Origin of the sequence: Micromonospora sp. CA-269861, assembly GCF_050948505.1 — a bacterium.
Classification (GTDB): Bacteria; Actinomycetota; Actinomycetes; order Mycobacteriales; family Micromonosporaceae; genus Micromonospora.
Genome location: NZ_CP192014.1, coordinates 1,580,371 through 1,602,094, shown reverse-complemented (window position 1 = coordinate 1,602,094; position 21,724 = coordinate 1,580,371). Strand labels below are relative to the sequence as shown.

Sequence of the window (21,724 nt, the reverse complement as noted above, 5' to 3'; positions counted from 1 at the left end):
GGGCTCAGGACGCCTCGTGCGGGCTGGCCGCCACTTCGGTGCCGTCCGGCAGCGTCGAGATCACGAAGTCGGCGAACACGTTCGGGGCGACACCCTGGAGCTGGCGCAGGCACTCCACGGCCAGCTCACGGATCTCCACGTCGGCGTGCTCGGTGGCCCGCATCGCGATGAAGTGCCGCCAGGCCCGGTAGTTGCCGGAGACCACGATCCGGGTCTCGGTGGCGTTGGGCAGGACCGCCCGGGCGGCCTGCCGGGCCTGCTTACGGCGCAGCGTCGGGTTGGGCTCGTCGGAGAAGCGCTGCTCGAGGCCCTCCAACAACTCGGTGTACGCCCGGACGCTCGCCTCGGCGGCCTCCACGAACTTCTTGTGCAGCTCCGGGTCGTCGGCGATGACTGCCGGCTCGACCATTGCCGCGTCCCGCTCCGGGACGTAGCGCTGGGACAGCTGGGAGTACGAGAAGTGCCGGTGCCGGATCAGCTCGTGGGTGAAGGAGCGGGACACCCCGGTGAAGTAGAAGGTGACCGACCCGTGCTCCAGCACGCTCAGGTGGCCGACGTCGAGGATGTGCGCCAGGTAGCCGGCGTTGGTGGCGGTCGCCGGGTTCGGCTTCTTCCATGACTGGTAGCAGGCCCGGCCGGCGAACTCGGCGAGCGCCTGGCCACCCTCCGCGTCGGTCGACCACGGCACGTCGTCCGGGGCCGCGAATTGGGTCCACGCGATCAACTTGACCTGGGGCTGCACCATGTCCGGCATTCCTGGGACTGTAGTAGTGCGGTGCCTGCCGGCCCAACTCAGGCGCGCCCCCTGCAATGTCGATCACTCAGGCAGCGGCAGAGCCGACGACGCCCCCGGCGTGGGCCGGGGTTCCGCGCATCGTCGTCGAGGCCGGCGCGGACATTCCAGGCGGCGTCCTTTGGAGCTGAACCGTTTACGACATCAGCCCTGGCGGATGGGCCGCATCAGCCCTGGCGGATGGGCCGCATCAGCCCTGGCGGATGGGCCGCCCAGGCGACCCGAGCGACCCGAGCGACCCGAGCGACTCGTCACCCGGTCCCACCCGCGAGATCGCGCGCTCCCACCCGCAAGATCGCGCAACATCATGGATGTAGTGGCATCCGCCGCGCCCGACACCACTACATCCAGGATCGAGCACGATCTTGGGGCGAGGAGCGCCGGGCGAGGAGCGCCGAGGGCGAGGAGCGCCGGGCGAGGAGCGCCGAGGGCGGGGTGCGCCGGGCGAGGTGCGCCGAGGGCGGGCGGCGCGGCAGCAGGTCAGACGTAGAGCGAGGTGAACGGCGCCCAGGGCAGGTTGCGGAGCACCGAGAAGGCCAGCCACGCGGCCAGGAAACCGCCGATGACCTTCGAGCTGATCCGCAGCTCGGGCAGTCGCCAACCGAACGCCTGGCTTCCCGCCCAGGCCACGAAGAGGTACGCGAGGAACGGCAGCGCGAAGACGAACAGGAAGTGGTGCCGGGCGGCGGCCGGCAGGTCGCCGTGCAGCACGTACCAGAGTGCGCGGGTGCCGCCACAGCCCGGGCAGTCCAGCCCTGTGGTCAACTTGAGCAGACAGGTGGGTGCGGCGTCCGGGTCGGCGTGGGTCGGGTTGCTGAGCAGCGCGTAGCTCATGCCGATGGCGACGCAGCCGAGCGCGGCCAGCGGCACCGCCCAGCGCGGGGAACGTTCATAGAGCCGCAGCACGAACCGGGTGAGCCGATCCGGCTCAGGCGCCGCGTAACCACCCGGTGGGGTCGTCGGCCACACCTCCGGACCCGAGCCGCCGGGCCCGAAGCCGCCGGGGACAGCGCCACCGGAAACCGCGCCGCCAAAAACCGCGCCACCGGAAACCGCGCCGCCGGGCACAGCGCCGCCAAAAACAGCGCCGCCGGGACTCACGTCGCCGGGACCAGTGTCGGCCTGAGCCGTGTGGACCGCGCCGGGGGCGGGCTGCGGCTGGTCGACCGGTCCGGGAGCGCTCGTCACGCGCTCACGGTACACCGGACACGCCCGCCAACGCGGCGGTGAGCGGACCGGCCAGGTCGCCGGCCGCGGGCGGTGCCACCGCGTCCAGGCCGAGCCAGCCGGCGAGCCGGTACAGCTCTGCGGCGAGCGCCACGGCGGTCTCCCCCGGGTCGGCGCCGGGTTCGAGCCAGGCGGCCGGCACCAGCAGCACCCCGGCCTTGCGGTCGGCCTTCAGGTCGACCCGGGCGGTGAACCGGTCGCCCTGCAGGAACGGCAACACGTAGTAGCCGTAGACCCGCTGTGGCGCCGGGACGTAGATCTCGATCCGGTAGCTGAAGTCGAACAACCGCTCGGTACGGGCGCGTTCCCAGATCAGCGGATCGAAGGGGCTGACCAGTGTGTTGCCCCGCACCCAGCGGGGCAGCCGGGCGGAGGTGTGCAGCCACGCGGGCTGTCGCCAGCCCGGCACGGTGACCGGGAGCAGCTCACCGGCCTCGGCCAGCTCCGCGACGGCCTGCCGGGCGCCGGCCAGCGGCAACCGGAAGTAGTCGCGTAGCTCCGGCTCGGCGGCCACCCCGAGCGACCGCGCGGCGAGGGCCACCAGCGTGCGGTACGCCTCGGCGTCGGTCGGGGTGGGCGCGGCCAGCACCGCTGCGGGCAGCACCCGCTCGGGCAGGTCGTAGCGGCGGGCGAAGGAGGTGCTGCGCTCGGCGGCGACCACCTCCCCGGCCCAGAACAGGAACTCCAACGCCCGCTTGACCGCCGACCAGTTCCATCCCCAGTTGCCGGTCTCCCGGGGCGCGTCGTGCTCGATCTCGGCGGCGGTCAACGGCCCTCGGGCGGCCACCTCGTCGCGGACCCAGGCGACCAGCTCCGGCTGCTCCTGGGCGATCCGCCGCATGCCGCCCCAGGATTCGCTGTGGGCGCGGGCCATCCGCCAGCGCAGCATCGGGTGCAGCTCCACCGGGACCAGCGACGCCTCATGCCCCCAGTACTCGAACAGCTCCCGCGGGCGTCGGTAGGCGGCCTGGTCGAGCAGGGTGGTCGGGTAGGGACCGAGCCGGCTGTAGAGCGGCAGGTAGTGCGCGCGTTGCAGCACGTTTACCGAGTCCATCTGGATCAGCCCGACCCGGCCCAGCACCCGGCGCAGGTGCCGGCGGGTGGGCACGCCCGTCGGCGCGGGGTCGGCGAAGCCCTGGGCGGTGAGCGCCACGCGGCGGGCCTGGGCGAGCGAGAGTGATTCCGGTGCGGTCATCGTCGGCGACCTTAATTCATCGGTACGACGCCGGTGCGGGAAGCTGGACGTGACGACCAACGGGGCATAGAACGGTGCAATGCTGACCATCCGTCGGGAGGAGCCGGACGACGCCGAGGCGGTCGCCCGGGTGCACGTACACGGCTGGCAGGCGGGCTATGCCGGTTTCATGCCGGACGAGGTGCTCGGACGGCTCAACGTGGTGGCCTGGGCGCAGCGTCGTCGCGACGTCGGCACCGCCGACCCGGAGCACCCGTTCACCACTCTGCTCGGCGAGGTGGACGGGTTGGTCGTGGGCTTCACGACCTTCGGGCCGTACCGCCGCAACCAGGACCGGGACGACCTGGACCCGACGGTCGGCGAGGTGGTGGCGCTCTACGTGGAGCCGGCCCGCTGGGGTGACGGGACCGCCGCCGCGCTGCTCGACGCCGCCCGGAGCGGGCTCACCGAGCGGGGCTGGGCAGGCTACCGGGCGTGGGTGCTGGCGGACAACCAGCGGGCCCGCCGGTTCTGCGAGCGCGCCGGCCTGTCACCTGACGGTGAGCGGTCGACCTACCAGGTGCCGCTGGCCGGCGGGGGCCCGCCCGTCGGGCTGGTCGAGCTGCGGTACGCCGGACGCCTCGACCGCTGACCCACCCCGGGTCAGCCACCGGCGGATCGGCAGGAAGGCCAGCAGCGCCAGACTGATCCACACGTAGGCGTTGCTGCCCAGGAAGCCGTCGACGCCGCTGAAGTCCTTCTCCCAGAACCAGACGGTCCGGCTGATCAGCAGCGCGTACCCGATGGTCGCGGCGACCAGCAGGACCCGCCGTCGGCGGCCGGCCGGCGCGGCCATCGCGTTGTCGACAAGCAGGATCAACGCGGGCAGCAGCCAGACCAGGTGGTGCACCCAGGTGACCGGGCTGACCAGGCACATCACGGCGCCGGTCAGCGCCAGGCCGGTCGCCTCGTCACCTGCTGCGACGGCGGCCCGGGACCGCCAGGCCCAGAGCGCCAGGGTGCCGAGCACCAGCACGAGCCACAGCACTGTGCTCGGGTGCTGCGGGTCGAGCCGGGCGACCACCCCGCGCAGCGACTGGTTCGAGACGAAGGCCAGCTCGCCCACCCGCCCGGTGTTCCACAGCGCCTCGGTCCAGAACTCCCGGGACGCGTCCGGGAACAGCGCGGCGGCCAGCAGCGACACCCCGGCGGCCGTGCCGCTGGCGGTGAGCGCCGCCCGCCACCGCCCGGTCACCAGCAGGTAGACGATGAACACGCCAGGGGTCAGTTTGATCGCCGTGGCGAGGCCGATGCCCACCCCGGTCCACCTGTTGCCGGCCGGCAGCAGCCGCAGCAGGTCCACCGCCACCAGGAAGAGCAGCAGCGTGTTGACCTGCCCGAAGTTGACGGTCTCCCGCATCGGCTCGAACGCGGCGGCCAGGCACAGCGCCACGGCGAGGGCGAACCACCGGGTCCAGCCGGCGCGGCGGGCGATCGGGTCGACCAGCCACCAGATCAGCACCGTGGTGGTGGCCACGCTGGCGAGCACGCTCACCACGATCGCGGCCGACCACGGCAGGTACGCCATCGGCAGCATGACGAGCGCGGCGAACGGCGGATAGGTGAAGCCGTACTGGGTGCCCGGCTTCAGGTAGTCGTAGATCTCCCCGCCGTCGTGCACCCACCAGGTCAACGCGCCGTAGTAGACCTTCAGGTCGAAGAAACCGTGGCGGACGGCCGCGACGGCGAGGAACCCGGTGACCGCCGCGGCGAGCACCACCACCCCGACGACCTGCGTGGTCGTCCTGTTGGCACCCTGCGCCACCGTCGTCTCCCCCGCCCTGCGTAGGCTTCCGTCCCATGGCTCTCGGGTACGTCCGCCCGGCGCGTCCCGAGGACGCCGGCGAGATCGCACGCATCCAGCTCGCGACCTGGCGGGTCGCGTACCGCCGGATCCTGCCTCGGCATGTGCTCGACAACCTGGACGAGGCGTTCCTCGCCCGGCGGTGGAGCGCCGCGGTGCTGGAGCCGCCCTCCGGCGCGCACCGGGTGCTGGTCGCCGTCGAACAGGCCGAGCAATCGTATCTGGTGGGGTTCGCCGCCTCCGGCCCGGCCGACGGCGAGGCCCTCGCTCCGGGTGAGCCGGCCGACGCGCTCGGCCCGGACGTGGCCGCCGTGACCGACCTGCTGGTCGAGCCGCGTTGGGGCCGGCGCGGGCACGGCAGTCGGCTGCTCGCCGCCGCCGTGGACCTGTGGCGGGAGGACGGCATGAGCCGGGCGGTGGCCTGGGCGTTCGACGGCGACGAGGCGACCCGCAAGTTCCTCACCAGCACCGGGTGGGAGCTCGACGGCGCGGCCCGGGCGTTGGACGTCGACGACATGCTGGTGCCGCAGGTGCGCCTGCACGTGGGCGTGCCGACCGAGAAGGTTCCGGCCGAGTGAACCGGGTGTGGCGGCCCCGGTCGGGCCGCCACACCCTTCCGGTCAGCCCTTGTCCGAGCCGTCGTTGGCGTCGCGGACGAAATACCTCTGGAACACCACGAAGATGATCGCCACCGGGATGGTGGCCAGCAGCGCGGCGCCGAGCTTGAGCGGGTACTGGGTGCCCTTGCCGAGCGAGCCGCTGACCAGGTCCGCCAACCCGCGCGGCAGGGTGAACAGGTCCGGGTCCTGCACCGACACCAGGCTGTGCGGGAACTCGTTCCAGGAGCCCTGGAACGACAGGATGGTGAGGGTGATCAGCGCCGGTTTCGCCATCGGCAGCACCACCGACCAGAAGGTGCGGAAGATGCTCGCCCCGTCGATCCGGGCGGCCTCCTCGACACTCACCGGAATCGACTCGAAGAACTGCTTCATGATGAACACGCCCGCCGCGTCGGCCAGCAGCGGCACCACCAGACCGGCGTAGCTGTTGTAGAGCCCGAGCTGGTTGAGCACCAGGAACTTCGGGATCAGCAGCACCACCCCGGGCACCGCCATCACCGCGATGACGGCGGCGAACAGCCCGCCGCGGCCGCGGAACCGCAGCCGGGCCAGCGCGTACCCGGCGAGCGAGTCGAAGAAGACCCGGCCGATGGTGACCAGCACCGTCACCAGCAGCGAGTTACCCAGCCACAGCGGGAAGTTGGTGCCGGCGAAGATCCGTTCGAAACCGGCCAGCGTGAGCGGGTCCGGGAACGGCGACAGCGGGTTCGCCGCCGCGTCGGGCTCGGTCTTGAGCGCGTTGCCGATCTGGATGACGAACGGGTAGAGGAACACCAGCCCGAAGAAGACAAGCGTGGCGTACCCCAGGAAGCGGGTGGCCAGGGTGCGGGCCGCGCGCTCGTGGCGCCGCGCGGGCGCCGCCGCCGGGCGGTCGGTGAGCACGGCCATCTCAGGACCTCTCCGGTACGCGCCGACGCCACCAGCCGCGACGCGGCCGGTCGGTGTCCCGCTCGGCCAGCGCCCGGCGCTGGATCAGGGTGAGCACGATGATGATCAGGAACAGGACGAACGAGATCGCCGCGCCGGAGCCGTATTCGAAGTCCCGGAAGGCGGTCCGGTACGACAGGTACGCCGGGGTGAGCGTGGTCTTGGCCGGGTCGCCCTGGCTCATCACGTACACCTGGTCGAAGACCTGCCAGGAGCCGATCATGCCGAGGGTGAGCACCAGGAACGTGGTGGGCCTGATCATCGGCAGGGTGACGTACCGGAAGCGCTGCCAGCGGGACGCGCCGTCGAGGGTGCTCGCCTCGTCCAGCGTGACCGGCACGTTCTGCAGTCCGGCCAGGAACATCAGCATGAAGGTGCCGGAGGTGGTCCAGACGACCAACGTGATGATCGAGATCATCGCCACGCTCGGGCCGGCCAACCAGTCCCACCAGCTCAGCCCGAACGGGCCGCCATCGGTCAGCGCCGAAGGTGGCGAGTCGACGCCGACCACGCCGAACAGCAGGTGCAGGACGCCCCGGGAGTCGGCGAACCACTCCGGACCGTCGATCCCGAGGAAGCCGAGCAGCGCGTTCACCGCGCCGGAGTTGGCGAAGAGGAACAGGAACACCACGCTGATCGCTACCGAGCTGGTGACCGAGGGGAAGTAGAAGGCGCTGCGGAAGAAGCTCTTGCCCTTGAGCATCCGGTTGTTGACGATCAGCGCCAGTCCGAGCGCGAGCACTGTCTGCGTCGGCACCACGATCGCCACGTAGTAGATGTTGTTGCGGATGCTGGTCATGAAGTCGCGACGGGCCAGCCCGTCCTCGGTGAACAACTCGGTGTAGTTGTGTGCGCCGACGATCGGGACGTCGCCGGTGAACGGGCTGCCCTGGCCGTTCCAGTCGGTCAGGCTCACCCAGAACGCCATCAGGATCGGCAGCAGCAGGAACAACCCCAGAATGACGATCACCGGCGCGACGAAGAGCCAGCCGGCGAGGTTCTCGTTGCTCCGGATGCCGCCCTTGCGTCGGCGGGGGTCGGTCCCGCGCGCGGTCGCCACGGCGGTCAGTGTCTCGGTTGCCATCTTCCCTCCCTTCCTCTTCTCCGGCCGACGTGCGGCGGGGGCCCCGGTGGTCGCCGGAGCCCCCGCCAGCACCTCAGCTGCCGCCGAGCGCCGCCTTGGCGTTCTTGTCGAAGTTCTGCAGCACGGTCTTCGGGTCGCCGTTGGCCAGCCCCTGCAGACCGGTGTCGAGGTCCTTGAGGACGCTGTCCATCTTCGGTGCGTTGACCGGGCCCTGGGCGTACGCGACACCGTCGATGAACACCTTGTCCGCCGGGAAGGCGGCGGTGTACTGGTCGCGCGCCGACTGGCGGGACGGCATGACACCGAACGCCTTCGCGAAGGTCATCTGCTGCTCGCCGCTGGTCATCGCCTCGACGAACTCGATCGCCTGGTCCTTGTACTTGCTCTTCGCGGCAATGCCCCAGCACTGGGTGAAGGAGAGCGTGCCCTGCCCCTTGGCACCGGCCGGCAGCGCCACCACCTTGTACTTCACGTTCGGGAAGTCGTTCTGGAGGGCGCCCTTGATCCAGTTGCCCTCGATGGTCATCACGGCCTTGCCCTTGCCGAACGCCTCACCGGACCAGCCCGCGTCGAGCTGCTTCGGGTACTTGGCCAGGCCGGTGCTCAGCATGGTCTTGACGTACTGGAGGGCGGCGAGGTTCTCCGGGGTGTCGGCCGTCGGCTGCTTGCCGTCCTTGCTCACCAGCCAGCCGCCGTTCTGCACCAGGAAGGCGCCGATCCGGTCCCGGGTGTCGCCGAGGGCCAGCGGGACGTGTCCCTTGGCCTTGATCTTCTGGGCGACGGCGGTGAACTGCTCCCAGGTCGTCGGCACGTCGGCGTCGGTCAGCCCGGCCTTGGTCCACAGGTCCGTGTTGATCTGGAGGGCCAGCGTGGAGAAGTCCTTGGGCGCGCAGTAGAGCTTGCCGTCGTAGGTGAACGTGGTGCGCAGGCTCTCGTAGAAGTCACTCGAGTTGCTGACCTTGTCGCCGTACGGCTCCAGGGCGCCGACGCTCGCGTAGTTGGCGAACTGGGCCGCGTCCACGTAGAAGACGTCCGGCGGGGTGCCGCCGGCGAGGGCCTGACCGAGTTGCTGGGTGAGGTCCTGTGCCGGGGTGACCGTCGCGGTGTTGCCGGAGCTGGTGGCCCACTTCGCGGCGGCGTCCTGCACGGCCTTGGTCTCGGCCTCGCCGGACGAGCCGATCATGATCTGCAGGCTGGCCGGGCCGCTGGACTGGGTGGTGTCGCCGGACGAGTCGTCGAAACCGCTGCCGCAGGCGGCGGAGCCGAGGAGGGCGACGGCGGCGAGGCCGGCCACCGCTGCCCGGGTGATTGTTCGAGTTGCCATGGTTTCTCCTGGTGGGGGGTGGGACTACGCGGTGTGCCGCAGTGCCAACGAGGGCTGGAGCAGCACGGGGGTGGGGGTCTCGTGGTCGCCGTCGAGGACCCCGGTGAGCAGGTCCACGCAGCGGGCGGCGGCCTCGCCGAGCGGTTGGCTGACGCTGGTCAACCCGACCGCGGCGGCCACCGGGGTGTCGTCGAAGCCGATGACCGACACCGGCGGGTCGACGCCGCGGATCGCCTGGAGGGCGCCGAGGGCGAGTGAGTCGCTGGCGCAGACCACCGCGCTCGGCGCAACGGCGACGAGCAGGTCACGCATCAGACGTTCGCCCTCGGCGATGCCGTCCTCGGTCTCCCGGTGCAGCCCGGCGGGGTCGACGCCGGCCGCGCGCAGCGTGTCACGCCAGCCGGCACGCCTGTCGTCGCCGACGCCGGAGCCGACCGGCCAGCCGATGAATGCGATCCGCCGGTGGCCGGCGTCCAGCAGGCGTCGGGTGGCCTGGGCGGTGCCGGCGGCGCCGTCGACGTCCACCCAGGGGTGCGCGTCGAGCGCGTCCCACGGGCGTCCGAAGGTCACGAACGGCACGTCCCGGTCGGCGAGCCATGCGGTACGCGGGTCGCCGTACTTGGTGCCCACCAGCACGAACGCGTCCAACTCGTAGGTGCCGAGCAGGTCGCCGTAGGTGGCTATCTCCCGGTCGTCGTCGGTGGCGGTGTAGAGCAGCACCCGGTAGCCGGCGGCGTCGGCGGTCTCGGTGAGGCCGTGCAGGAAGCGGTCGAGTACGGAGCCGTTGATGCCGTCGCGGGTCGGGTCGATCCGGGCGGCGATGAGGCGGGACCGGCCGGTGCGCATCTGTCGGGCGGCCTGGTTGGCCCGGTAGCCGAGCGCGTTGATTGCGTCCTCGACCCGCTGACGGGTCTCCTGCCGCACGATGTGCGGGCTGTTGAGCACGTTGGACACCGTCTGCCGGCTGACTCGGGCGTGCCGGGCCACCGTCGCGATGGTCACCTTTTCGGCCACTTAATCCCTCTCGCCATCTTGAACGATCCAATTTGGATAAGGCAGTATTGGATCGTTCAAGTTTCTGGAATGTTTCGCACTTTGCACCGCCAGGGGCGCGTTGTCAAGATGTCCGCCCCGCACCCCGAGGATCTGGAGCCACACCGTGATCGAACGCCAGCTGCAACCCCTCCTGCACGAGTTGGTCGGGGTGGTCTTCGCCCCGACCAGCGCACTGGGGGACGCGACCGGGCAGATCCGCCCGACCGGCGTCCAGGGCGTCTTCCACGCCGATGCCCGGGTGCTCTCCCGCGCCGAACTGCGGGTCGACGAGCGGGAGCTCGAAGGGCTCACCCGCGGCGACGACGGCCCGCACGGCGCGCACTTCGTGAGCCTGGCCCGCTGGCTCGGCGACCCCACGCCCGACCCCACCGTCCGGGTCGACCGAATCCGCCGGGCCGCCCGCAACGGCCTCACCGAGGAGCTGCGGATCGTCTCCACCGCCACGGTCGGCGTACGGGCCACCGTCACCGTCGACCTCGGCTGCGACCTGGCACCCATCGAGGTGGTCAAGTCCGGCGGCGCCGCCGACGCGCTGGAGGCCAAAACCGGCCAGCCGGGCACGCTCACCTGGTCGGCCACCGGGATCACCGTCACCGTCACCGCGCCGGACGCCGACGTGCTCGCCGACGGCGAGTGGGCCACCGCGCCACGGCTGGTCTGGCCGGTCGACCTGCCCCCCGGCAGCGAGACCGTGCTGCGCTGGCGGGTGACAGTCGACGACCCCCGCGCCGTCGTCGTCGGACCGGCCGGCGAGCCCGAATGGTCCCGACCCGAGGTGACCGCCGACGACCGACGGCTGGTCCGACTCCTCGACCGCAGCCTGGACGACCTGCGTGGCCTCCGACTGGCCGAGACCGGCACACCCGGCGACGTGTTCCTCGGCGCCGGGGTGCCCTGGTTCCTCACCCTGTTCGGCCGGGACAGCCTCTGGGCCGCCCGGATGATGCTGCCGCTCGGCACCGACCTGGCCGCCGGTACCCTGCGCGTGCTCGCGCGTCGACAGGGCACCCGCACCGACCCGGCGACCGGCGAGGCCCCCGGCAAGATCCTGCACGAGCTGCGCCGCCACGCGTTCGCACTGCCCGACAACGGCCTGCGCCTTCCGCCGGCGTACTACGGCACCGTCGACGCCACAATGCTCTGGGTCAACCTGCTGCACGACGCGTGGCGGTGGGGAATGCCCGCCGAGCAGATCGAACCCCTGCTGCCGCACCTGGAGGCGGCGCTGCGCTGGCTCGGCGAGCACGCCGACCCGGACGGTGACGGCCTGGTCGAGTACGTCGACACCACCGGGCACGGGCTGTCCAACCAGGGGTGGAAGGACTCCGGCGACGCCGTCCGATTCCATGACGGCACGCTGGCCACCGCGCCGATCGTGCTGGCCGAGGTGCAGGGGTACGCGCACGAGGCGGCCGTGAACGGCGCCGCCCTGCTGGACGCCTTCGGCCGACCGGACGCCGACCGCTGGCGCGAGCACGCCGCCGCGCTGGTCGGCCGGTTCCGCAAGAGCTTCTGGGTCGACGGCCGCCACGGCCCGCAACCAGCGCTCGCCCTCGACCGCGACAAGCGCCCCGTTGACTCGCTGACCAGCAACATCGGCCATCTGCTCGGCACCGGCCTGCTCGACCGGGACGAGGAGGCCCAGGTCGCCCACCTGCTCACCACCGACACGATGGCCGCCGGTTTCGGGCTCCGCACCATGTCCAGCGACGACGCCGGCTTCAGCCCCCTGTCGTACCACTGTGGCTCGATCTGGACCCACGACACCGCGATCGTGCTCGGTGGGCTGGCCCGCGCCGGGCACCGCGAGGCCGCGCTCGGCCTGGCCGAAGGGCTGCTCAGCGCGGCCGAGGCGTTCGACTACCGGATGCCGGAGCTGTACGGCGGTGACGACCGGGCAGTGGTGAGCCGCCCGGTGCCGTACCCGGCCTCGTGCCGACCGCAGGCGTGGGCCGCGACAGGGGCGGTGCTGCTGCTCCAGGCAGCCACCGGGCTCTACCCGGACGTACCGGGCGGCACGGTCCGGCTGGCACCCCTGGCCGGAGCGGAACTCGGTGCCGTGGCGGTCAGCGGCCTCCGCGTGGCCAACACGCCGGTGCACGTCGCGGTCAACAACTCCGGCGATGCCACGGTCACCGGCCTCCCCACCGCACTGACCCCAACCCTCCCCACCCAACGCCAACCGGCAACCCAAACCCTCCCCCACTAACCCCCACGGGTGACCTGGGTGCCCCCGCCCCGGCGATCTTGCAGTTTCGGTTGGCGAACGGGCGGATTGCCACGGTACGTCTCGACAGAGAGTGCAAGATCCCGCGGAAGGAGGGGCGGGGGTTAGCGGGTTTGTTCGGCGATCACCTCGTCGTCGTCGAGGGCGCCGGTGGGGACGAAGCCCAGGGAGGCGTAGAGAGTCGCTGCCGGGGTGTTGTCGGGGTGGTACGAAAGGCGGACCGCCGGGTTGCCGTCCCGGGCCGCCAGCCAGGGCGCCAGCGTCTGCACGGTGGCCCGGCCGATCCCCTGGCCCTGCTCGGCGGCGTCGATGAGCATCCCGCCGATCCAGTGCGAGCCGTCGTCGTCCACGCCCCACATCACGTGGCCGACGACGGCCTCGTCGGCGTACACGGCGAGCGAGTTCCACACCTCGGAGCGCATGCTGAGCAGCAGGTAACGCGCGCCCAGCGCGGCCACGAACCGGCGCTGGTCGTCGCGCGGGGCGACGTCGGCCACCGCCCGCCAGTTGTCGTCGTCGACCGGCCGCAGCGTGACCCGCCGCCCGGCCCGGTCCAGGTGTCCCGCATTGATCATTTGGCGGATGCTACCCGCCGCACACGCCGAGATCTTGGACAGTTTCCGTCAGCGCTGAACGGAAACTGTCCAAGATCTGTGGTGCCGCGACGCGGGTCAGTCGAGCAGGGCGTCCAGGCCGACGGTGAGGCCGGGGCGGTTGCGTACCGCGCGGACGGCCAGCAGCACACCCGGCATGAACGACACCCGGTCGTACGAGTCGTGCCGGATGGTCAGCGTCTCGCCGGTGCCGCCGAACAGCACCTCCTGGTGGGCGACCAGGCCGGTGGCGCGCACCGCGTGGACGCGTACCCCGTCGATCTCCGCGCCGCGCGCACCCGGCACCTCGTCCTTGGTGGCGTCCGGCACCGGGCCGAGGCCGGCCTCGGCGCGGGCCTGGGCGATCTGCCGGGCGGTGTGGGTGGCGGTGCCGCTCGGGGCGTCCAGCTTGCGCGGGTGGTGCTGCTCGATGATCTCGACGGACTCGAAGTGTCGGGCGGCGCGCGCGGCGAACTGCATCATCAGCACCGCGCCGATGCCGAAGTTCGGGGCGATGACCACGCCCACCTCGGGCTTGTCGGCCAACCAGCCGCGCACCTGCTCCAGCCGCTGCTCGGTGAAGCCGGTCGTGCCGACCACCGCGCTGATGCCCTGCTCGATGCACCACTGGAGGTTGTCCATGACGACGTCCGGCGTGGTGAAGTCGACGACCACCTCGGCGGTGGCGACGGCGGCACGGCTGTCGCCCTGGTCGATCGACGCCGTCAGGGTGAGGTCGTCGGCGGCGTCGACGGCCTTGCAGACCTCGATGCCCATCCGGCCGCGCGCGCCAAACACACCGACCCGCAGCTGCTGGGCCGGGGTCTTCTCCTGCTCGTCAGTCACGGGGCACAACCTATCCCAATCGGGACGCGCCGCTGCGGCGGGACCGGCAGCGACAGCCCTCAGACCGTGAAGTCGCCAGCGCCGAACGGACCCACCACGGCCAGCGACATCGGTCGGCTGAGCAGCTCGGCGGCGAGGACGTTCACGTCCTCCACGGTGACCTCGTCGACCCGGCGGAGCAGCTCGTCGACGGGCATCAGGTCGCCGTAGAGCAGCTCGCCCTTGGCCAGCCGGCTCATCCGGGAACCGGTGTCCTCCAGGCCGAGCACGAAGGAGCCCTTGCTCATCCCCTTGCCCCGGGCCACCTCGGCCTCGGTCAACCCGTCGGCGGCCACCCGGGCCAGCTCGGCGCGGGTCAGGGCCAGCACCTCGTCCACCTTGCCCGGCGCACAGCCGGCGTAGACGGCGAACAGGCCGCTGTCGGCGTACTGGCTGGCGTAGGAGTAGACCGAGTACGCGAGGCCGCGCTGCTCGCGGATCTCCTGGAAGAGGCGGCTGGACATGCCGCCGCCGAGCACGTTGTTGAGCACCCCGAGGGCGAACCGCCGATCGTCGAGCCGGTCGATGCCGGGGCAGCCGATGATGACGTGCGCCTGCTCGGTCTCCTTCGGCTCCACCAGTGTGGTCGCCGGCTTGGTGCGTACCGCAGGGGTCGCCGCGCGGTGCGGCGCGGGGCTGGCCGGGTCGCTGTCCAGTGGGGTGTCACGCACTGCCTGACGGACCATCTTGACCACCGCGGCGTGGTCGAGGTTGCCGGCGGCGGCGATGACGATCTGCGGCGCGGTGTAGCGACCCCGGTAGAAGCTCTGGATCTGCCGACGGGTCATCGGGGTGACGGTCTCCGCGGTGCCGGAGATCAGCCGACCCAGCGGGTGATCGCCGTAGACGGCCTGGACGAAGAGGTCGTGCACCTCGTCACCCGGCTCGTCGTCGTGCATGGCGATCTCCTCCAGGATCACGCCACGTTCGGTCTCGACGTCGGCCGGCTCCAACAGCGAGTCGGCGACCAGGTCGCACATCACGTCGATCGCCAGCGGCAGGTCCTCGTCCAGCACGCGGGCGTAGTAGCAGGTGTATTCCTTCGTGGTGAAGGCGTTTGTCTCACCACCCACCGCCTCGATCTGCGAGGAGATCTCCAGTGCGGTGCGCTTGTGGGTGCCCTTGAAGAGCAGGTGCTCGAGGAAGTGCGCGGCACCGGCCTGCGGGCCGGTCTCGTCGCGCGAGCCGACCGCCACCCAGATGCCGAACGAGACGCTGCGCATCGCCGGGATCGCCTCGGTGAGGACGCGCAGGCCGCTGGGCAGCACGGTACGTCGTACCGTGCCGCCCAGCGGGTCGTCGCTGATCGTCCGGGTCACCGCGCGGGCGGTGCCGCCGGAGCGGCCCGCCCCGGTGTCCCGAGACGGGGCCACCCCCCGTCGATCCGGTGGAAACGGCGCGCTGATGGCCCGACTCACGTGGTGCTCCCGGTTCGACGAGGGGTGGGTGATGCGTGGTACGACGATCAGCTGTGCCGGGTCCGGCGGCGCGGACGCTCGCCGCCCTCGCCACCCTCGCCGCCGCCGTTGCCGCCCTCGCCGCCGCGCTCCGGGCCACGCCCGCCACGGTCGCCGCCGCGCTCACGGTCGCCACGGTCACGCGGAGCCCGGTCGCCACGGTCCCGACCAGCCGGCCGGTCGCCAGCGGCGGCGTCACCGGCGGCCGGAGCCTCGGTGCCCTCCGGGCGGACCTTGTCGAGGTAGATCTTGCCGCGGGCGTCGATGTCCGCGATCTCGACCTCGACCCGGTCACCGACGTTGAGGAAGTCCTCAACGCGCTCGACCCGCTTGCCGTCGCCCACCTTGGAGATGTGCAGCAGGCCGTCACGGCCCGGCAGGAGCGAGATGAACGCGCCGAACGCGGCGGTCTTGACCACCGTGCCGAGGAACCGCTCGCCCTGCTTCGGCAGCGTCGGGTTGGCGATGCCGTTGATCCGGTCGACGGCCGCCTGGGCCGACGGGCCGTTGGTGGCGCCGACGTAGATCGTGCCGTCGTCCTCGATGGAGATCTCGGCGCCGGTCTCGTCCTGGATCGCGTTGATGGTCTGCCCCTTCGGGCCGATCACCATGCCGATCTTGTCGACCGGGATCTTGACGGTGGTGACCCGCGGCGCGTAGTCGGACATCTCGGCCGGAGCCTCGATCGCCGCCTTCATGACACCGAGGATGACCTGCCGGGCCTCGTTCGCCTGCTGCAACGCGGCGGCGAGCACGTCCGACGGGATGCCGTTGAGCTTGGTGTCGAGCTGGAGCGCGGTGACGAACTCCGGCGTGCCGGCGACCTTGAAGTCCATGTCACCGAACGCGTCCTCGGCACCGAGGATGTCGGTGAGCGTCACGTACTGGGTCTTGCCGTCCACCTCGTCGGAGATGAGCCCCATCGCGATGCCGGCGACCGGCGCCTTCAGCGGGACACCCGCGGAGAGCAGGCCCAGCGTCGAGGCGCAGACCGAACCCATCGAGGTGGAGCCGTTGGAGCCCAGCGCCTCCGACACCTGCCGGATGGCGTACGGGAACTCCTCGCGCGACGGCAGCACCGGGATCAGCGCACGCTCGGCGAGAGCGCCGTGGCCGATCTCGCGACGCTTCGGCGAGCCGACCCGGCCGGTCTCACCCGTCGAGTACGGCGGGAAGTTGTAGTTGTGCATGTAGCGCTTGCGGTTCTCGGGGGACAGCGTGTCCACCATCTGCTCCATGCGGAGCATGTTCAGCGTGGTGACGCCCAGGATCTGGGTCTCGCCGCGCTCGAACAGCGCCGAACCGTGCACCCGGGGCAGCACGCCGACCTCGGCGGTCAGCGCCCGGATGTCGCGCGGGCCACGCCCGTCCATGCGGACCTGCTCGCGCAGCACGCGGTTGCGCACCTCGGACTTGGTCAACGACCGGAAGGCAGCGCTGAGCTCCTTCTCCCGACCCTCGAACCGGGCACCCAGCTCCTCGGCGACCCGGGCCTTGACCCGGTCCAGGGCCTCCTCGCGGTCGGCCTTGCCGGCGATGGTGATCGCCTCGGCCACGTCGGCGCGGGCCAGCTCGGCGACCGCGTCGTAGACGTCGTCCTGGTAGTCCAGGAAGACCGGGAACTCGGTGACCGGCTTGGCGGCGACCTCGGCCAGCTCGCTCTGCGCGCGGCACAGCTCACGGATCGCCGGCTTGGCGGCCTCCAGGCCGCTGGCGACGACCTCCTCGGTCGGGGCGGTGGCACCGGCCGAGATCAGGGCGACGGCGTTCGGGGTGGCCTCGGCCTCGACCATCATGATCGCGACGTCGCCGTCGTCGAGCGTGCGGCCGGCCACGACCATGTCGAAGGTGGCGCGGGCCAGCTCCTCCAGGGTCGGGAAGGCGACCCACTGGCCGTCGATGTGGGCGACGCGGGTCGCACCGATCGGGCCGGAGAACGGCAGGCCGGACAGCTTGGTCGACATCGAGGCGGCGTTGATCGCCACGACGTCGTACGGGTGCTGCGGGTCGAGCGCGAGGATCGTCTCGACGACCTGGACCTCGTTGCGCAGGCCCTTGACGAACGACGGGCGCAGCGGCCGGTCGATCAGCCGGCAGGTGAGGATCGCGTCCTCGCTGGGCCGACCCTCACGGCGGAAGAACGAGCCGGGGATGCGGCCCGCGGCGTACATCCGCTCCTCGACGTCGACGGTCAGCGGGAAGAAGTCGAACTGCTCCTTCGGGTGCTTACCGGCGGTCGTGGCGGAGAGAACCACCGTCTCGCCCAGCTGGGCGATGACGGAACCGGCGGCCTGGCGAGCCAGCCGACCGGTGGAGAAGGTGATCTCGCGGGTGCCGAAGGACCCGTTGTCGATCACGGCGGTGCGGGATTCGGTGCCGAGTTTGGTCTCGGTCATGTGCTGTCGTGCTCCTTCGCGTCGTGGGCCCACGACATCGGGGAGCTGCTCAGCCGGCCGGTCTTCGATCGAAGCGCCCGGGTGGCCGGCATGATGCCGGGGTTCCCGGGGGCCACTACCGGAGACCGGTACGCTGACCGGCTCCCTCTCGGGTGGTCGCGCGGCCCGTGTTTCCTCAGGTGGGACGCGGTACGGGGGAGCGGCCGTCCGGCCACTCCCCCGTCACGTCACCGGCGCAGACCGAGCCGCTCGATGAGCGACCGGTAGCGGGCAATGTCCTTCTTCTGGACGTAGTTGAGCAACCGACGGCGCCGGCCGACCAGCAGCAGCAGCCCACGGCGGCTGTGGTGGTCGTGCTTGTGCACCTTCAGGTGCTCGGTCAGCTCGGCGATCCGCTTGGTGAGGACCGCGACCTGGACCTCCGGCGAACCGGTGTCGCCCTCGGCGGTCGCGTACTCCGCGCGGATGCTGGCCTTGGCTTCCTGATCGAGCGCCATGTTCTCCCTGTTTCGGTGGGTTGATCAAGTGGGTGTCCGTCGTCCCGGTGGACCGGGAACGGACCGGTACCTCGCACCCGCGGCGTCGAGCAGGCACGCGAGGCCCCACGCCGGTCACCCGACGTCCCGGCAAGACTACCAGCACTCGCCGGTAACACCCGGCGAAGGGCCTCGGTGGCACCCCCTCACCCCACGTCGATCAGGCCAGGACGCGCCGGGTGCGCTCGACGTCCTGATTCATCTGGGCGATCAACGGCTCGATCGAGTCGTACCGGATCTGACCCCGCAGGTGCGCCACGAAGTCCAGGGCCAGCCGCTCGCCGTACAGGTCGCCGGAGAAGTCCAGCGCGTACGCCTCCACCCGCCGCTCCCGGCCGGAGAAGGTCGGGTTGGTGCCCACCGACACCGCCGCCAGCAGCGGCTCACGCTGGCCGCGGCGGATCAGCCGGGCCGCGTACACCCCGTCGGCGGGCACCGCCGCGTATTTGTGGCAGAGCAGGTTGGCGGTGGGGAAGCCCAGCTCCCGGCCGCGCTGGTCGCCGCGGACCACGACGCCCTCCACCCGGTGTGGGCGGCCCAGCGCGGCGGCCGCCGCGCCCACGTCGCCCGCGTCGACGCAGGACCGGATGTACGTGGAGGAGAAGACGGTGCCGTCCTCGGCGACCAACGGGCCGCCCTCGACGCCGAAGCCGAACGTCTGACCCAGCCGTTCCAGCAACGCCACGTCGCCGGCCGCCCGGTGCCCGAAGCGGAAGTTGCTGCCGACCACCACCAACGCCGCGTGCAGGTGCTCGACCAGCACGTCGTGCACGAACTGTTCGGCAGGGACCCGGGAGAACTCCGGGGTGAACGGCACCACGCAGAGCACGTCCACGCCGAGCGCCTCGATCAGCTCGGCCTTACGGGCCGGTTCGGTGAGCACCGCCGGGTGCGAACCGGGGCGGACCACCTCGGCCGGGTGCGGGTCGAAGGTGACCACCACCGACTGCACGCCCAACTCGCGGGCGCGGGCCACGGTGTGCCCGATGGTCGCCTGGTGCCCCTTGTGCACGCCGTCGAAGACGCCGATGGTGACCACCGAGCGTCCCCACCCGCCGGGCGCCGCGTCGTAGCCCCGCCACCGCTGCATGCCGTTCCTCTCTGCTGTCCCGCCGGCCGGCGGGTCGACACCGCCGGCTGCGGGCCGGCGGACCTGCGCCCGGCTGTCAGGCCGGGGCGAGCACGATCTCCGCCCGGGCCCGCCCGTCCCGCTCGCTGACGATAGCGATCAGGCCGCCGGCCGGCCCGAAGACGGCGTACGGCCCGGTGAGGCCGGCCGGGTCCAGTGGTCCGCCGTGGGCGAGCACCCGGGCCTCGTCGGGCGTGGCCTCCCGGCGTGCGAAGAACCGGTCGGCGGCCGCGTCCAGTGGCAGGTTCACCACGTCCGGGGCGCGCTGCTCCAACTCGTCGAGGGTCGCCGCCTCGGCGAGGGTGAAGCCACCCACCGCGGTGCGCCGCAGCGCGGTGAGGTGCCCGCCGACGCCGAGCGCCAGGCCGGCGTCCCGGGCGATGGCCCGGATGTACGTGCCGGAGGAGCAGGTCACGTCCACGTCCACGTCCACCACGTCCGGCTCGGTGCGGCGGATCGCCAGCACCTCCAACCGGGAGATGGTGACCCGCCGCGCCGGCAGCTCGACGCTCTCCCCGTCGCGGACCCGCTTGTACGCCCGCTGCCCGTCGATCTTGATGGCGCTGACCGCGCTCGGCACCTGGTCGACCTCGCCACTGAGCCCGGCCAGCGCCGACCGGATCGCGTCGTCGGTCACCTGCCCGGCCGACACGGTGGCGGTCACGTCGCCCTCGGCGTCGTCGGTGACCGTGGTCTGGCCGAGCCGGATGGTGCCGGTGTAGCTCTTGCCGGCGCCGATCACGTAGGTCAGCAGCCGGGTGGCCCGGCCGACACCGATCACCAGCACGCCAGTCGCCATCGGGTCGAGGGTGCCGCCGTGCCCGACCCGCCGGGTCTTCGCCAGTCGGCGGATGCGTGCCACCACGTCGTGCGACGTCATGCCGCCGGGCTTGTCGACCACGATCAGACCATCGGTGCTCACGTCCGCCAAGCCTGCCAGATGGCACCCACCCCGCAGTGCGTGGGCGGGCCCCGCGTGACCCGAGCCTCCGCGCCGAGGCTGCGCCGCTTTGCCGGGACGAGGCCTTCATTCGGCGGTTTGTCAGGTGCGGGCGGTCGGCCGACCTCCGCGATGCGAAGATCATCCGCCCGCTGACGTCGCCCAGATCAGGACCACCGATGACCTCCGACCGACTTCCCGGCCACGAGCACCGCGCTCGGGTCGACCTGCCGCAGTGGATGCGGCATCCGACGCCGAAACGGCGGACCCCCGCACGCTACGTCGACGACCTGGTAGAGGGCTTGCCGGCGCTACGGGCCGCCCGCCGGGCGGTGTGGCATTGGCGCGGCCGGACACGATGGACGGAGTCGCATCCGAACCTCGTCGCCGTGCTGTCGTTCGTCGTGGCCGCCGTCCTCGGGACCGCTTTGGTGACCGGCACCTACTACCTGCTCGCGCTGGCCACCAGCGGCGAATACTGACGGAGGGACCATGGAGAACACCTCGCCGAAGGAGCCGCTCGACCCGCCACCGCCGCCCGCCGCGGTAGCGCAGGTCAACCCGGTGCAGCTACCGGAGTGGCTACGGTCATCGCAGACCGAGCAGCAGCCCACCGGATGGGACCGGATCCGTTTCTTCTCGGCCCGGCACAACGGGGCGCTACTGCTCAGCCTCGGGCTGGTGCTGGCACTCCTGATGGTCGTCGGCGGGGTGGTGCTGGTCGGACGGGTCGCCGATGGTGTCCGTACGTCCGCCCCGGCGAGCCCCACGCCGAGCCCCACGCCGCCGCTGAGCAGGGTCGGCGAACCACGGGACCTGTTCGCCGGATCGCCGGCGGCCTCCTTCGCGCCAGCAGAGGAGGCCGTGCGGATGCCGGCGGCCAAGAGCACCGGGCCGTTCACCGCGGCCCAGGTGCGGACCGCGCTGGAGTCGGTGCGCAAGGCACTGATCGAAAGTCGGGTCGACGCCTCGATGTTCATGGGTGATCCGGAGCCGTTCCTCGCGCTGCTCGCCCCGGACGAACGCGAACGGAGCCGGGGAGACTTCACGAACGGCAGCTTCCTGCGGTACGCCACGAGGATGGCGTCGCCGTCGGAGTGGGAGTTCGGCGTCCGCGCAGACGGCCGGGTCAGTTACCGGGCCACCAGGGAGAACGGCGTCCGGCTGCTGGAGGTCTCCACGGAGTTCGTGTGGGCGTACCCGTTCGACGTGGACCTGCGGGCGCCCGCCGGCGCGGCCGTGGTGGCGCTGCGCGACCGGGTGGTGTGGCAGGTACCGCACCCGGACGACGTGCCGGCCTCCGCCCGCGGCCTCTGGATCACCTCGGCGGAGGCCGTGACCTGGAACGCGGACTGCGCCCAGCTCCGTGAGGGCTGGGTGCGGGAGCAGTTCTGGATGGCCGACGTGCATCGGGATCAGATACCCGCGGGCGACCCGGGCACGATCTTCGACCTCGACGCGGCCGCGCCGACCACCACGCGCTGCTGACCGG

Annotated in this window: 20 protein-coding genes; 5 read left to right on the top strand and 15 right to left on the bottom strand. The window is 71.7% G+C overall.

Annotation, left to right across the window (positions count from 1 at the left end; translation table 11 throughout):
• Window positions 1-4 precede the first annotated feature (4 nt).
• The 3 genes from thyX to ACQP0U_RS07375 all read right to left on the bottom strand — a co-directional run bounded on the left by thyX (window position 5) and on the right by ACQP0U_RS07375 (window position 3,215).
• Window positions 5-745: an FAD-dependent thymidylate synthase gene (thyX, locus tag ACQP0U_RS07385; RefSeq protein WP_184188768.1), complete on the bottom strand. Its 741-nt coding sequence runs from the start codon at window positions 743-745 to the stop codon at window positions 5-7.
• A 528-nt stretch (window positions 746-1,273) separates the two neighbouring features.
• Entirely contained in the window at window positions 1,274-1,981 is a 708-nt protein-coding gene (locus ACQP0U_RS07380; RefSeq protein WP_433316938.1) for a DUF2752 domain-containing protein, read from the bottom strand.
• Between the two features lie 4 nt (window positions 1,982-1,985).
• Complete coding sequence (locus ACQP0U_RS07375) at window positions 1,986-3,215, bottom strand: winged helix-turn-helix domain-containing protein (RefSeq protein ID WP_433316937.1); 1,230 nt, start codon at window positions 3,213-3,215, stop codon at window positions 1,986-1,988.
• 79 nt (window positions 3,216-3,294) lie between these two features.
• Between ACQP0U_RS07375 and ACQP0U_RS07370 the strand changes: the two genes are divergently transcribed.
• Complete coding sequence (locus ACQP0U_RS07370; RefSeq protein WP_433316935.1) at window positions 3,295-3,846, top strand: N-acetyltransferase family protein; 552 nt, start codon at window positions 3,295-3,297, stop codon at window positions 3,844-3,846.
• On the opposite strand, the gene ACQP0U_RS07365 is transcribed toward ACQP0U_RS07370, so the two are convergent.
• Entirely contained in the window at window positions 3,745-5,019 is a 1,275-nt protein-coding gene (locus tag ACQP0U_RS07365) for a glycosyltransferase 87 family protein (protein WP_433316933.1), read from the bottom strand. The genes ACQP0U_RS07370 and ACQP0U_RS07365 overlap by 102 nt on opposite strands.
• A 35-nt stretch (window positions 5,020-5,054) precedes the next feature.
• Here ACQP0U_RS07365 and ACQP0U_RS07360 point away from each other — a divergent pair, with 35 nt between their 5' ends.
• Complete coding sequence (locus tag ACQP0U_RS07360) at window positions 5,055-5,636, top strand: N-acetyltransferase family protein (protein WP_433316931.1); 582 nt, start codon at window positions 5,055-5,057, stop codon at window positions 5,634-5,636.
• Between the two features lie 42 nt (window positions 5,637-5,678).
• Here ACQP0U_RS07360 and ACQP0U_RS07355 read toward each other — a convergent pair whose 3' ends face one another.
• The 4 genes from ACQP0U_RS07355 to ACQP0U_RS07340 form a co-directional block, all read right to left on the bottom strand.
• Window positions 5,679-6,566 (bottom strand): carbohydrate ABC transporter permease, encoded by an 888-nt coding sequence (locus tag ACQP0U_RS07355; RefSeq protein WP_433316929.1) that lies wholly within the window; start codon window positions 6,564-6,566, stop codon window positions 5,679-5,681.
• Window position 6,567: 1 nt separating this feature from the next.
• Entirely contained in the window at window positions 6,568-7,689 is a 1,122-nt protein-coding gene (locus ACQP0U_RS07350) for a carbohydrate ABC transporter permease (RefSeq protein WP_433316927.1), read from the bottom strand.
• A 73-nt stretch (window positions 7,690-7,762) separates the two neighbouring features.
• On the bottom strand, window positions 7,763-9,013 hold the full coding sequence (locus tag ACQP0U_RS07345) for a sugar ABC transporter substrate-binding protein (RefSeq protein ID WP_433316925.1): 1,251 nt from the start codon (window positions 9,011-9,013) through the stop codon (window positions 7,763-7,765).
• Window positions 9,014-9,037: 24 nt separating this feature from the next.
• The gene (locus tag ACQP0U_RS07340; RefSeq protein WP_433316923.1) at window positions 9,038-10,015 is read right to left on the bottom strand and encodes a LacI family DNA-binding transcriptional regulator; all 978 of its coding nucleotides are present in this window, start codon (window positions 10,013-10,015) and stop codon (window positions 9,038-9,040) included.
• Between the two features lie 157 nt (window positions 10,016-10,172).
• On the opposite strand from ACQP0U_RS07340, the gene ACQP0U_RS07335 reads away from it, so the two are divergent.
• Window positions 10,173-12,278, top strand: a complete 2,106-nt coding sequence (locus ACQP0U_RS07335; protein WP_433316921.1) for an amylo-alpha-1,6-glucosidase — start codon at window positions 10,173-10,175, stop codon at window positions 12,276-12,278.
• Between the two features lie 122 nt (window positions 12,279-12,400).
• Here the strand turns inward: ACQP0U_RS07335 and ACQP0U_RS07330 are convergent, their stop codons facing one another.
• The 7 genes from ACQP0U_RS07330 to truB form a co-directional block, all read right to left on the bottom strand.
• Window positions 12,401-12,871 (bottom strand): GNAT family N-acetyltransferase, encoded by a 471-nt coding sequence (locus ACQP0U_RS07330; RefSeq protein WP_433316919.1) that lies wholly within the window; start codon window positions 12,869-12,871, stop codon window positions 12,401-12,403.
• 96 nt (window positions 12,872-12,967) lie between these two features.
• On the bottom strand, window positions 12,968-13,735 hold the full coding sequence (gene dapB, locus ACQP0U_RS07325) for a 4-hydroxy-tetrahydrodipicolinate reductase (protein ID WP_433316917.1): 768 nt from the start codon (window positions 13,733-13,735) through the stop codon (window positions 12,968-12,970).
• Window positions 13,736-13,794: 59 nt separating this feature from the next.
• The gene (locus tag ACQP0U_RS07320) at window positions 13,795-15,192 is read right to left on the bottom strand and encodes a M16 family metallopeptidase (protein WP_433316915.1); all 1,398 of its coding nucleotides are present in this window, start codon (window positions 15,190-15,192) and stop codon (window positions 13,795-13,797) included.
• Window positions 15,193-15,239: 47 nt separating this feature from the next.
• Window positions 15,240-17,627 carry a polyribonucleotide nucleotidyltransferase gene (locus tag ACQP0U_RS07315; RefSeq protein WP_433316913.1) on the bottom strand — a complete coding sequence of 796 codons (2,388 nt, stop codon included), beginning with the start codon at window positions 17,625-17,627 and terminating at the stop codon, window positions 15,240-15,242.
• 227 nt (window positions 17,628-17,854) lie between these two features.
• Window positions 17,855-18,124: a 30S ribosomal protein S15 gene (gene rpsO / locus ACQP0U_RS07310; protein ID WP_030337594.1), complete on the bottom strand. Its 270-nt coding sequence runs from the start codon at window positions 18,122-18,124 to the stop codon at window positions 17,855-17,857.
• A 199-nt stretch (window positions 18,125-18,323) separates the two neighbouring features.
• Window positions 18,324-19,253, bottom strand: coding sequence for a bifunctional riboflavin kinase/FAD synthetase (locus ACQP0U_RS07305; RefSeq protein ID WP_433316911.1), 930 nt, complete (start codon window positions 19,251-19,253; stop codon window positions 18,324-18,326).
• Window positions 19,254-19,329: 76 nt separating this feature from the next.
• Window positions 19,330-20,172 (bottom strand): tRNA pseudouridine(55) synthase TruB, encoded by an 843-nt coding sequence (gene truB / locus ACQP0U_RS07300; protein ID WP_433320668.1) that lies wholly within the window; start codon window positions 20,170-20,172, stop codon window positions 19,330-19,332.
• A 239-nt stretch (window positions 20,173-20,411) separates the two neighbouring features.
• On the opposite strand from truB, the gene ACQP0U_RS07295 reads away from it, so the two are divergent.
• A complete protein-coding gene (locus ACQP0U_RS07295) occupies window positions 20,412-20,714 on the top strand; it encodes a hypothetical protein (RefSeq protein WP_433316909.1) in 303 nt (100 codons plus the stop codon).
• A 10-nt stretch (window positions 20,715-20,724) separates the two neighbouring features.
• Window positions 20,725-21,720, top strand: a complete 996-nt coding sequence (locus tag ACQP0U_RS07290; protein ID WP_433316907.1) for a hypothetical protein — start codon at window positions 20,725-20,727, stop codon at window positions 21,718-21,720.
• The last annotated feature ends 4 nt before the right edge of the window (window positions 21,721-21,724 follow it).